Here is a 12,939-nt window from a genome sequence, read left to right as displayed (position 1 = left end):
TAACTGGCTACAAACATTAAGTCGCTAACGCGACCCGTATGTCGATTCAAAAATTAACAGACATCACTCAATGAAATTCATATTCACTTTTTTGATTGCCCTTATTGTAACGGGAGCGTCGCTGGCGCAGACGTTTAAAGTGCCGCCCTATCAAAAATTCAAGCTGAAGAATGGCCTGACGGTCTACTTGATGGAACAGCATGAGGTGCCGCTCATCAATGTATCGACGGTATTCGACGCGGGGGCTGTGCAGGATGGGAGCCGATATGGGTTGGCCAACATGACGGCCGATGCGCTGCTGTTTGGCAGTTCGAAATACACCAAGGCACAACTGGAAGAGAAAATCGAATATGTAGGGGCCAGCGTGGATACCTATGCCGGGAAAGAAGTCGCTAAACTGACCGCTTCGTTTGCGGTGAAAGACCAGGATCTGCTATTTGATATTATTCAGGATGTAATCACAAAGCCAACTTTCGATCAGGGTGAGTTTGATAAGTACAAACAGCGGCAGTTGCTCCAGTTGACCCAGCAGAAAGAAAGTCCGCGGGCGGTGGTGGCGTCGTACCTCAATAAGTTCGTGTTCGAAGGTCATCCCTACGCTAACCCATTGACCGGGACGCCTAATTCGGTATCGGCGATTTCGGCAAACGATGTCCGGCAGTTCTATCAGAAAAACTTCACCACCGATCGGGCGGCCATTGCCATCGTGGGCGACTTCAACACGGCGGCTATGAAAAAACGCATCACCAACCTGTTTGGCACCTGGAAAACGGCTCCTGCTACATCGCCCGCGCTGATAGACCCGGTCGTTGCGTTTGACAAAAGCCGAGTGTTGCTGGTCAATAAAGATGATGCCCGTGAAACAACGTTTTTGATTGGTGGCAAAGGCATTACCCAGAACAACCCCGATTTTATACCGGTTACCGTTGTCAACACCATTTTGGGTGGTCGATTTACGTCCTGGCTGAATGATGCTCTGCGCGTTAATTCCGGGTTGACGTACGGTGCCAGCAGCCGTTTTGGCACATTCCGCAAGAGCGGCACTTTCGCCATTTCGACGTTTACAAAAGTGAGTACAACCACGCAGGCGATCGACATGGCGATACAGGTACTGGACAGTTTGCACCGGACGGGCATCGACGAGAAAACGCTTTCGTCGGCCAAAAACTACGTCAAAGCCGACTTCCCGCCGAGGTATGAGTCGGCTGCTGAACTGGCGAATCTGCTGACGGATATGTTTAGCCTGGGTTTCGATGAGTCGTTTATCAACAACTTCCAGAAGAACGTCGATGGACTCACGGTAGCCAAAACCCGGCAGATCATCGACCAGTATTTTCCTAAGGACAAGCTTCAGTTCGTGTTGATCGGCAAAGCTGAAACCATTCGCGACAAGGTGAAGAAATACGGAGCCATCACAGAAAAAGAAATTAAAGCCGAAGGTTTTTAACCGGAACGCTACCAACACAAAGGGGCACGGGCAACACATTGAATAGATTTCTTTGTGCTGCCCGTGCCCCTTTGTGTAAATAACCCTACCTTTGCTGTCGAGTTTTCGGTGCCTGATGCTGCTTCGTAGTGGCTTTCAAGGCTTAAAAGGGAAGTTGGTGCAACACCAGCGCTGTCCCCGCAACTGTAAGTCTTACCTAAAATCGATTCAATCTACATGGCCACTGCGCTGATCGTCAGCGTGGGAAGGTCCGAACCGATAAGACGAGCCAGGAGACCTGCCGAAGACCATCCGTTGTTCTGGTGTTCGGAGGAAACGCCCCAATCGCGTGCTGCCAGTCACTTTGGTGCGCTGGCGATTAGATGCACATTTTGTACAGGAAGATAGTGGGAAAGAAAGCCCTTTATTGGTGGCTGCTAATGCCGTTTGTCGGTCCGTTTATAGCATATAACGGTTATGGACAAACAGATTCGTCGGCCGTATCTTTATCGGCGGTGACCGTTCGGGCTATCGCACCCGAACGGTTTCTGGCGGGGCAGAAGCTCCAGCGGATCGACTCGGCCACGCTGCTTCAGTTTCGGTTTGGCTCACTAACCGATCTGCTGGCATTGAACACGCCAATCGCTTTTAAGAATTATGGGCCGGGCCAGTTGGCTACGGTGGCCTTTCGGGGTACGTCGGCCAGTCATACGGCGGTGCTCTGGAATGGGATCAACATCAACCAGCCAAATCTGGGCCTGACCGATTTCTCGACCCTTCCCGTGGCGGGTTTCGACCGGCTATCGGTGCAGTACGGCTCATCGGCGAGTGCGGTTGGCTCCGATGCCGTGGGAGGAAGCATTCTGCTGGGGAGTAGTCCCGTCTGGCAACCCGGCATTCGGGTAACGATTGGGCAGCAACTGGCCAGTTTTCAAAATAATAACACACAGGTTGGTGTTCGCTACAGTACCGGACTGGGGCCGACCTGGAAGCTATCGGGCAAGACATTTGCTTACCGAAACCAGTTCAACAACGTCTATCCGTACACCGAACGCCGGAACTACTTCATGGAGCAGTCGACAACGGCGCAGCGGGGCCTTGTTCAGGATTTGTACTTTCTGCATAAAAGCGGCCGGCAGGTATCCGTCAATGCCTGGATTACGGACAATGATCTGGTACTGGCACCAAAGGACCCTGTTGCGCGGGAACGCACCCGGACGCAATCGGCACGATTCCTGACTACCTACGAAACCAACCACCTTACCCTGCGCCTGGGCTGGATTCACGATGCGCTCGACTACGGCAAAGGAGACTTCCTCTCTCCCGACCATACCGAAACAGACCGGTTCATCAGCCGCGTTGAGCGGGAGTTTTCCATGATTCCATCACGAACGGGTGTATCGCTGAATCTGCGCGTTGGGGGCGAGTGGTCGCACTACCGCACCCGGACGGACGGTTACGGTGATCAATTGATTCAGGAAGATCGGGGCGATTTATACGCTTTACTCCGTCTGCAAACCAGCCGCTGGCTGGTGTCAGCGAATATACGGCAGGCGTTTGTTACGCGTTTCAACCCGCCCATCACGCCGTCGCTCGGTGCAGAATACAAACTGGTGCAGCGTACAAAGTTTGCGCTGACCGCCAAAGGGGCCGTCAGCCGTAGTTACCGCGTTCCAACGTTGAACGAACGCTACTGGATCGAACTGGGCGACCCGAATTTATTACCTGAAGACGGGTTCAATCTCGAAGCCGGACTTGCTTCGAATATCATCATTAACGAACACCTTCATCTGACAGCCGAAGTCACGGGTTACCGGAACCGGGTGGATAACTGGACGTACTGGAACCCAACGACCAATTACCACGTCGAAAATCTGCAACTGGTCGTGGCACGAGGGGGCGAGTTGACGCTGAACCTTGCTTATACACGCGACATCTGGCGGGCAGGTTTCCGGGCGGGGTACGCCCTAACGAGGTCGTCGCAGGAGCGGGCGTACGATGCCTATTCGCAGGATGTGATTGGCAAGCAACTGGTTTACGTACCGCTGCATACCGAGACCCTCAATGCGTATGTCCAGCGGGGACAAACCCGGCTTACGGTACAGACACAGGCGAACTCACGCCGGTACATCACTTTCGACAACAGCCAATTTTTCAAGGGCTCGACGTTAACCAATGTGTTGCTGGAAACGACCGCCAAAATCGGTCCGGTGCCGATTCGGGTGCAGGGTCAGGTCAATAATGTATTCGACGCGCTGCTATTCAGCGTAAAACGGAATGCCCTGCCGGGACGCAACTGGGCACTTAATCTGCTTATCAATTTACCAAATAATACCCAATGAACTATCAACCAACAAAAGGAATTCTGCTTGGCTTACTGGCCTTGAGCCTCTGGAACTGTAAAACTTCCGACCCAGAGCCAACGCCCTTCGAGTCGGGTGTACTTATATTGAATCAGGGTAATTTCTCCCAGAACAACGGGACCATTTCGTTTCTTCCGCGCACCGGCACGACCGTAGCTACGAGCATCTTCCAAACCGCTAACCCGTCTATGTCGATCAGTGGTAGCCTACAGGGGTATACCGACGTAAACGGCAAAGGGCTGATTCTGGTCGATAACAGTACCGCCGGTCAGGACAAGGTGGAGATCGTGGAGTCGGGTACGTTCAAATCGCGGGCTACCCTGAAAACCCCGGACATCGAAAACCCGCGTCAGGTGATTTCGGCGGGTCCGAACAAGGCCTATATCAGTTGCTGGGATGTTTCGGGTGATTTTAACGCCGGCACGTTTTACAAAGATCCCGGTTACATCGCTGTCGTCGATTTAAATACGAACACGGTTGTTAAGAAAATACCGGCCGTAAAAGGCGTTGAAAAGATGGTCGTTACCGGAACCGAAGCGTTTGTTGGCAGTGGCAGCTACACGGGTAGCAAGACATTGTTAATCATTGACACCAATACCGATACAGAAAAGCAACGGATCGACTTCGGGTCAACTCCCGAACCTCTCGCGGTTGATGCCAATGGTAAACTGTGGATACAGGCAGGTAATGAACTGGTACAGATGGACCCGGCGAGCCGGATTGTTGCCAAGCGAATTATGTTTTCGACCGCGCCCGGTTCAGTCGTTATCAGTGCGGATAAAAAGGCGTTTTATTACACCTTAAGTGGTAGAACCTACCGGCTGCCTATTGAAGCCACTTCCGCTTCGGGGAGTCAGATCATTGCGCGTTCGTTCAGTGCGTTAGGAATCGACCCGCAAACCAAACGAATTTACGGCAGTGTCATTCCGTCCTATGCGCAGGCAGGGTATGTACTTCGTTACGAAGAGAGTGGCGCATTGGTTGACTCCGTTAAGGCTGAAATTGCCCCGTCCGGGTTTTATTTCCGATGAGTCGCCAGCGGGCAATCATGAACTGGAGCGGGGGCAAAGATTCGGCCCTCGCTCTATATCATAGCCTCCGTTCCGAACGGTGGGACATACAAACGTTGTTGACAAGCGTCAATGAGCAGTTTGGCCGGGTGAGCATGCACGGGGTTCGTATGGAGTTGCTGGCCGCGCAGGCCGAGCGGCTCGGCCTACCGTTAACCTTACTAAAACTTTCCGGCGATGTGTCGATGGAGGAATACAACGACCGGATGCAGACAACGTTGCGGGAGTTGACCCAAAAGGGTAGTACCCACTCTATTTTTGGCGATATTTTTCTGGAAGACCTGCGGCAGTATCGGGAAAGTCAGTTAAAGCCGGTAAACCTCATCGGCGCGTTTCCACTCTGGCAGCGTAACACCATCGAACTTGTCCATGAATTTGTGGATTTGGGATTCCGGGCGGTACTTGTCTGCGTCAATGACAAACAACTCGGCGCGGAGTTTGTTGGGCGTGAGCTGGATTTGGACCTTCTGAAAGACCTTCCCAAAACGGTGGACTCCTGTGGAGAGAACGGCGAGTACCACTCGTTTGTCTACGATGGCCCCATCTTCTCGAGCCCTATTGCCTTTGAGAAAGGCGAAGTTGTCCGCCGTTCGTATGCGCCTTCGGGCGGCACCGACTGCCACTCCGACCAGACCGATAGCCGCTGGGATACGAGCTTCTGGTATCAGGATCTAATACTGCATTCGGCAATAAATCTCTAGTCGGTTTTTCGGTACAGCAAGCGACATGCCGAAACGAGAAAGTTAGATCAGTCTGGTCATTTGTGTATAAGACCCGGACAGACTAGTGTAGTTATTTCTTATTTCCAGTAAGTCTGTACCTAAGAACGGGGCCAGTTAAAGAGGTTCGGTTTGTAAGATACTGTGCAATAAAAAAGCAATTCAGGAGCAAAAGCGTTTATAATAAGCAGTAACCGGAATAAGTTTTGATGAGGGTTTTTTAAACGCTCTCAATAATAAAGAGGTTATTGGTATGTAACGTTATGAAAAAGCAACTGTTAACCATACTATCGCTGGGGCTGATGAGCATGTCGGCTTTGGCGCAAACTAAAACGGCACCGGCTGTTCCGCCTTCCATCACTGCAGCTATTGAGGGTATCACCAGTAAACGCTTTGTGGCTGATACTACGTATGGCGCATTGACCGCGCAGGACGATTCGCTGCTGGCAAAAGAACCCAGAGCCAACTGGAGTTTACTTCAGGAATCGGGAAATATGAGCTATTCGAATCTGGTGATTGGTACCCGTTCGTATCAACTGCTGATCACCAAGTCGCCGAAAGACGTGCATGCGACGGCAACCCTGCTTCGGTACACAACGCCGAAATCCAAACCCGAACCCATTGCGCGGGGAACGCTTCAGCCAAAAGTTGAGGAGAAAACAAAGTAAAAACCGGTTTATAACTGGCTTTTCCGGCCATGTTAAAGAAAGGTTGCTTTGTGTTTTTGCTGCTCCTGTCGGCAGTACCTCTAAGGACGATTGGCCAACATGCCATTGGTCAAACCAGTATTGCGCCCCGAATGCGGGTGATTGTCGATAACGATTTTAGTGGCGACCCCGATGGGCTCTTCCAGTTAGCTCATTTGCTGCTATCGCCTTCGGTCGATGTAAGGGCCATCATTGGTTCGCACCTGCGCGTGGGAGACGGGTTCGATAATTCGACTACCCAGGCCGACAATGCCGCCAAAAAAGCCAGGGAGCTTATCCAGGTGATGGGCCTGAAGACCGCCATTCCTGTCATAGCCGGGTCAAATATGGCCATGACTAACGACAGTACGCCCGTAAAAAGCGAAGCGGTGGCGTTTATTGTTCGGGAAGCGTTACGCACGGATACAAAACTGCCTTTGTATGTTCTCTGCGGAGCCGGGCTCACCGAAGTGGCCTCGGCATTACTGACCAATCCGCAAATTGCCAATAAACTAACGCTGGTCTGGATTGGCGGGCCGGAATACACCGATCTGGCACTGCCCCCGCCGAATTACTCCACACCCGAGTATAACCTCAACATAGACATTGCCGCAGCCCGGGTTGTGTTTAACCGAACAGCCGTGCCTATCTGGCAACTACCCCGAAACGCCTACCGGCAGGCCTTGCTCCCCTATTCGCAGCTTTTACTGAAGGTAAAGCCATACGGTAAAGTGGGGAAGTACCTGGTCGATGTGCTTGAGCAGATCATGGCCCGGATGAAGCAGTATGGACTCAACATTGGTGAAACGTATGTGCTTGGCGATAGTCCGCTGGTGCTGCTCACGGCCTTGCAGTCCTCCTTCGAGGCCGACCCATCGTCCAGTGAGTATGTACTTAAACTGTCTCCGCACATTACGCCCCGGGGAACATACGAATACAACCATACCGGACGTCTGATCCGGGTGTACAACCGGCTGGATATTCAGTTGATGTTCACGGACTTTTTCGCCAAGCTGGAGTTGATGGGGAAACCATGAGCAAAACTTAAAATTTGCTTAGAGTTCACTTTCTTGTCAACCAGATAGATACTTCGGTCGTTTAATAGCTAATCAATACGAACTCCGTACGAATGGCCGATAGACCTTCCCGATACGCGCAGGTGCTGGCCTGGCTTGATCAATACATTATCCGGGGGCTGTATACCGAGCGAATTCGCCGGGTTATTCTGCAAAGTCTGCCGTTTTGGGTCGCTTCGTTGCTTACCGGGCTCGTGGCCGTCGGTTATGAAGAAGTGTTCGTATTGGCGGAAGATATTAGTTTTACCTGGATCGAGGCAAATCCCCTGCTGGTATTTTTGCTGACGCCCCTTGCCTTCCTGCTGGCCTGGCTGTTGGTACGAAAACTGGCTCCGGCAGCCAGGGGAAGCGGTATTCCACAGGTAATGGCTGGTATTGAACTCTCTAATCCCACAACGCACGGGCGTATCGGCTATCTGCTGAATTTGCGGGTGGTAGCGGTGAAAGTGTTGAGCAGTCTGGTCTTGCTGGCGGGTGGTGGAGTCATTGGTCGGGAAGGGCCAACCATTCAGATTTCGGCAGCTATTTTCCGGGCCATCAATCGGCTGCAACCGGCGGGCTGGCCCCAGTTGTCGCGGCAAATTGCCCTCGTTACGGGTGGCGCGGCCGGGCTGGCAGCTGCCTTCAACACGCCCCTTGGCGGGATTGTCTTCGTCGTTGAAGAGCTTACACAGACGCACATTACCCGCTTTCGTACCGCGGTGTTCACCGCCGTTATCATTGCCGGTATGACGGCGCAGGCAATTCAGGGACCTTATTTATACCTGGGCTTTCCTAAAGTAACAGCGTCGACGGGCTGGTTTCTGGGCATTGTCGTACTCGTTGCCATGTTCTGCGGACTGGCAGGTGCTGTATTTGCCAAAACGCTGTTGTGGGTAAACGCCTATCGACGACGGTTCACCACGCTGCCCCAGCAGGCGGCCTGGGTAGCTGGTTGCGGCCTGGTGATGGCGGCTCTGGCGTATGTGATCGGTACCGACGCCGTGGGAACGGGCAAACCCATCATCAACCGGTTGCTGTTTCAAAATGATCATCTAACGCCCTGGTACCTTTTCCCGATCCGATTTGCGGGTATGGCGCTCAGCTACAGCAGCGGAGCCGCCGGGGGCGTTTTCGCAACGTCGCTCAGTGCCGGGGCCATCCTCGGAGATGCCCTCTCCCGGTTGGCCCGCGTAACCCCGAGTGATACAAATCTGGTTATTCTGGTCAGCATGGTGAGCTTCCTGACGGGTGTAGTCCGTTCGCCGTTCACCGCAGCCATCCTGGTGCTGGAAATGACCGACCGGCATTCGGCTATTTTTCAGTTATTACTCGGCGGCCTTATGGCGCAGGGAGCTGCATCGCTGATTGACCCGGTTTCGTTTTATGAACATCTAAAAGAAGGGTTCATCAAGGAAACGCTGGCGCAGCCTGTTGCGTCGGTACCGGCTGCTGTCCGGACAGATACTGACTAGTTTAAATCTGTTTTTCGGGTGGGTATAACCGCCGGATGAGCCGTTCCATCGTTAGCCCCTGCCCAATCACAGAAAAGAGAACTACCGCGTAAGTGATAGTCACAATGAAATCTTTCTGAGGCACCGAGCTACTGATCGATAAGGCCATGGCAATAGAAAGGCCACCGCGCAAACCGCCCCAGGTAAGCATAATCGGGGCTTTTGAGTCGAGGTCGAGCCAGCGCCGAGCCAGCGAGAATGGGATAATGATGGCCATATAGCGAGACAGCAGCACAATCAATATAACAGCGATATAGATGATCCAGTAAGAGATGTGAAACTCAATGACCAGCAGCTCAATGCCGATCAGGACGAAGAGCAGTGCATTCAAAATACTGTCGATCAACTCCCAGAATCCATCTACATATCGTTTTGTGGTCTGGCTCATGGCATCCTGCCGGGCGTTATTATCACCTACAAACAAACCGGCCACTACCATGGCCAATGGGCCTGAAATGTGCAGGCTTTGGGCAAGGAGGTATCCACCCATTACGGCGGCTACGGTAATCATCACTTCGGTTTGGTAGTGGTTGATGGAGCGTAGGAGCCAGTACATGAGGTAACCCAGCGCTACTCCGAAAATGACGCCACCGCCAGCTTCTTCCACAAATAGCCAGACGATCTCCCCGGCACTTACACTTTCAGTGCCATTAAGAACGATCTGATAGATAGAGGCAAAGATTACAACGCCCACACCGTCGTTGAAAAGCGATTCCCCGACAATGTTAAGTTTTACGCTTTCCGGTAGCTTGAATTTCGCCAGAATGCCCAGTACAGCGATTGGGTCCGTAGGGGAAATGAGCGCGCCAAAAAGCAGGCAGAGCAGAAAAGGTATATCAATGCCCAGGAACTTGGTGGCGTAGTAAACGCCTGTGCCAACTAACGCTGTGCTGAGCAATACACCCACGAAAGCAAACAGCATCACTGACCGACGTTCGACCCGCAACTTGGCGGCATCGGTGTGGAAGGCCCCTGCGAAGAGCAGGAAACTTAACATAACGTCAAACAGAGCTTTCTCAAAGTCGATTCCGCGAATAGTTTCCCGCACCAGTTTCAACGCATCGGGGTAGACTGCATTCGTGCCGATCAACAGCAACGAAAATCCCAGCGATATAACCATAATACCAATGGCATCGGGTAGTTTGAGCCAGCGCGTATTTAAGTAAGCAAATAGAGCCGAAGCGACAATGAGCAATGTAATCAGGGTAAATAGATCCATAATTGAATAGGGTACCGTATAGTGATGTATTAATTTCCGATTAAAGTCTAATGGTACTAACTAAACGGTGCCTATTCGTATATGTTAGGAAAATGATTCCGGTAACGCCTTTCGGCGTAACTCACCCTGTACCAGCTGAATCGCATTTTACTCGATTCTCAAGTGGCGTTTTACGTTGACTATTTATGCTGAAATAGGAAGAATCAATTATTTATCTGGTTTATTACGGGTTCACAATCAGGCTTTTTGACGTTAATTTAGTAGTATTGGAGGAATTTTAGTTGCCAAACTTTACTATACTACTCACTTTATATATGCAACGTAGAGAAGCCCTACAACAGGCAGCCCTAATGATGGGGGTTATGCTATCGGCTCCCACGCTGGCGGGTGCTATGGGGCGCGTGACTAACGCAGGTCCCAGCCTGGCCGTCTCGCCCGATCAGGAAGCCCTGTTAGCCGAGGTAGCCGATGTGATTATCCCAACGACCAGTACACCGGGAGCCAAAGCCGCCGGTGCCGAAAAATTCATTGTCCGGGTCATGCGCGACTGCTACCCCAAAGCCGATCAGGAAAAATTCTATGCGGGTCTGGCCAAGCTGGATGCCGATAGCAAAACCAAGTTCGGCAAAGGATTTGCCGCGCTGGAAGGCGCGCAGAAAATCGAGATGGTCAAACAGACTATGACTACCGACAAGCCCTTCTTCCTTCGTATGAAAGAACTAACAACCACCGGTTACTTCACCTCCGAAATCGGTGCCACCAAAGCCCTCGAATACCTGCCCGTTCCGGGCCAGTTCAACGGCTGTGCGCCCATGAAACCCGGCCAGAAGACGTGGGCATTGTGAAAAAGTAGGTAGGAGTTAGGAGCGAGAAGAGAGGAGCCGTCCGGCAGAATAAAAAGCGTATCATCTTCTCTATCTCGCAGGTCTAACTCCTTGCTCCTGATACTTACTCCTAACATAAGAGTAAGGCGTGAAAAGTGAAAAGGGCTACTGCATCAGCAGAGAGCATGCCGGTCAGCCCTCCTAACTCCTCGCTCCTAACTCCTAACTCTTTTAAAAGAACATGTACCTCAATATAGATTCTATTAAAGACCAGACGTACGATGCCATTGTGATCGGGTCGGGTATATCGGGTGGCTGGGCCGCCAAAGAACTGACCGAAAAAGGCCTTCGCGTGCTCATGCTCGAAAAAGGGCATAAGCTCGACCACGTAACCGACTACGAATACGCCATGAAAGATCCCTGGCAGACCAAATACAACGGTCGGCTAACGGAGGAGCAGAAGGAGTCGCATCCGAAACTGGCGCGCGATTACCCGTACAACGAGATGACCCAGAACTATTGGATGAAGGATACCGATTCCAATTACAAAGAAGTAAAGCGTTTCGACTGGTACCGGCCCAATATCGTTGGCGGTAAGTCCATTATGTGGGGGCGTCAGTCGTATCGGCTAAGCGATATTGACTTTGGCGCGAACGATCGCGAAGGTATTGCCGTCGACTGGCCGATTCGCTACAAAGACGTAGCTCCCTGGTACTCCTATGTGGAAAAATTTGCCGGCATTTCGGGTGAGAAGCTGAACCTTCCCCAACTGCCCGACAGCGAATTTCTGCCACCCATGGAGATGTACTGCGTGGAAAAAGAAGTTCGGAAACGGATCGAGAAGAACTTCCCCGGCCGGACCATGACTATTGGGCGGGTAGCTAACCTGTCGAAAGCTGCTCAGGCGCAGATGGGCGTTGGCCGGGCCTCGTGCCAGTATCGGAACAAGTGCTCGCTGGGTTGCCCTTACGGCGCCTATTTCAGCACGCAGTCGTGTACGTTGCCGCCAGCGGCTAAAACAGGTCGCCTGACCCTGCGTCCCGATTCTGTCGTGACGGAGGTGATGTATGACGAGAATAAAAAACGGGCTACTGGTGTCCGCATTGTCGATGCCGTAACCCTACAACCTAAAGAGTACTACGCCAGCATCATTTTCGTATGCGGCAGTACGCTGGGCTCAACGGCGGTGTTGCTAAACTCCAAGTCGAACCGCTTCCCCAATGGTCTGGGTAATGATTCGGAGCAACTCGGCCATAACCTGATGGATCACCACTTCCGCATCGGTGCCTCCGGCGATTGGGAAGGCGATCTGGACAAGTATTACATCGGTCGCCGGGCCAACGGAATCTATGTTCCGCGTTACCGCAACATCGGCAGCGACAAGCGCGATTACCTGCGCGGCTTCGGTTATCAGGGTGGTGGCAGCCGCCAGGGGTGGCAGCGTAACATTGCCGAAATGAGCTTCGGTGCTGATTACAAGGAAGAACTCACCAAGCCCGGTCCGTGGACAATGGGCCTCGGTGGTTTCGGCGAGACGCTGCCGTATCACGAAAACCGGATGTACCTCGATAAGAACGAGAAAGATAAATGGGGTATGCCGCTGGTGGTGTTCGACGCCGAACTCAAGGAAAACGAGAAGAAAATGCGGATCGATATGATGAACGATGCTAAAGAAATGCTGGAAGCATCGGGCGTTAAGAACGTGAAGGCGTATGATCGGGGCTCGTATCTGGGCATGGCGATTCATGAAATGGGTACCGCCCGCATGGGCCGCGACCCTAAAACGTCGGTGCTGAATGGTAACAACCAGATGCATGCCGTGAAGAACGTATTCGTGACGGATGGTGCCTGTATGACATCGGCCTCCTGCGTGAACCCGTCGCTGACCTACATGGCGCTCACCGCCCGCGCGGCCGACTTTGCCGTGAAAGAAATGAAGCGGAAGAGTATTTAGATAACATACTATGAATGAAAGAATCCCCGCTAGGCTAATTTTTAGCTGGCGGGGATTCTTTTTTTGGGCGTAATCGGAAGTTGGGTAATATTCAGTTTAGGTTGGAAAA

10 protein-coding genes and 1 riboswitch are annotated in these 12,939 nt (G+C 52.2%); of the genes, 9 read left to right on the top strand and 1 reads right to left on the bottom strand.

Going from position 1 to position 12,939, the window contains the following annotated elements:
* Positions 1-70: 70 nt before the first annotated feature.
* The 7 genes from ACYVJM_RS25585 to ACYVJM_RS25555 all read left to right on the top strand — a co-directional run bounded on the left by ACYVJM_RS25585 (position 71) and on the right by ACYVJM_RS25555 (position 8,794).
* Complete coding sequence (locus ACYVJM_RS25585; RefSeq protein ID WP_461151078.1) at positions 71-1,447, top strand: M16 family metallopeptidase; 1,377 nt, start codon at positions 71-73, stop codon at positions 1,445-1,447.
* Positions 1,448-1,536: 89 nt separating this feature from the next.
* A riboswitch (cobalamin riboswitch) is annotated at positions 1,537-1,746 on the top strand.
* Positions 1,747-1,809: 63 nt separating this feature from the next.
* A complete protein-coding gene (locus tag ACYVJM_RS25580; protein WP_461151077.1) occupies positions 1,810-3,768 on the top strand; it encodes a TonB-dependent receptor plug domain-containing protein in 1,959 nt (652 codons plus the stop codon).
* Positions 3,765-4,820: a YncE family protein gene (locus ACYVJM_RS25575; protein ID WP_461151076.1), complete on the top strand. Its 1,056-nt coding sequence runs from the start codon at positions 3,765-3,767 to the stop codon at positions 4,818-4,820. Before ACYVJM_RS25580 ends, ACYVJM_RS25575 begins: the two co-directional genes overlap by 4 nt.
* Positions 4,817-5,560, top strand: a complete 744-nt coding sequence (locus ACYVJM_RS25570; protein ID WP_461151075.1) for a Dph6-related ATP pyrophosphatase — start codon at positions 4,817-4,819, stop codon at positions 5,558-5,560. The genes ACYVJM_RS25575 and ACYVJM_RS25570 overlap by 4 nt, the downstream gene beginning before the upstream one ends.
* 281 nt (positions 5,561-5,841) lie before the next feature.
* Positions 5,842-6,246 (top strand): hypothetical protein, encoded by a 405-nt coding sequence (locus ACYVJM_RS25565; RefSeq protein ID WP_461151074.1) that lies wholly within the window; start codon positions 5,842-5,844, stop codon positions 6,244-6,246.
* 29 nt (positions 6,247-6,275) lie between these two features.
* Positions 6,276-7,301, top strand: coding sequence for a nucleoside hydrolase (locus ACYVJM_RS25560; RefSeq protein ID WP_461151073.1), 1,026 nt, complete (start codon positions 6,276-6,278; stop codon positions 7,299-7,301).
* Positions 7,302-7,393: 92 nt separating this feature from the next.
* Positions 7,394-8,794 carry a chloride channel protein gene (locus ACYVJM_RS25555; RefSeq protein WP_461151072.1) on the top strand — a complete coding sequence of 467 codons (1,401 nt, stop codon included), beginning with the start codon at positions 7,394-7,396 and terminating at the stop codon, positions 8,792-8,794.
* Between the two features lies 1 nt (position 8,795).
* Here the strand turns inward: ACYVJM_RS25555 and ACYVJM_RS25550 are convergent, their stop codons facing one another.
* Entirely contained in the window at positions 8,796-10,052 is a 1,257-nt protein-coding gene (locus tag ACYVJM_RS25550; protein WP_461151071.1) for a cation:proton antiporter, read from the bottom strand.
* 314 nt (positions 10,053-10,366) lie between these two features.
* On the opposite strand from ACYVJM_RS25550, the gene ACYVJM_RS25545 reads away from it, so the two are divergent.
* Both ACYVJM_RS25545 and ACYVJM_RS25540 read left to right on the top strand, forming a co-directional pair.
* Positions 10,367-10,897: a gluconate 2-dehydrogenase subunit 3 family protein gene (locus ACYVJM_RS25545; RefSeq protein WP_461151070.1), complete on the top strand. Its 531-nt coding sequence runs from the start codon at positions 10,367-10,369 to the stop codon at positions 10,895-10,897.
* 220 nt (positions 10,898-11,117) lie between these two features.
* On the top strand, positions 11,118-12,830 hold the full coding sequence (locus ACYVJM_RS25540; RefSeq protein ID WP_461151069.1) for a GMC oxidoreductase: 1,713 nt from the start codon (positions 11,118-11,120) through the stop codon (positions 12,828-12,830).
* The last annotated feature ends 109 nt before the right edge of the window (positions 12,831-12,939 follow it).

It is taken from the genome of Spirosoma pulveris, assembly GCF_054781875.1.
Note: the sequence above shows the minus strand (reverse complement) of the source record. Positions and strands in the feature narration are given on the sequence as shown.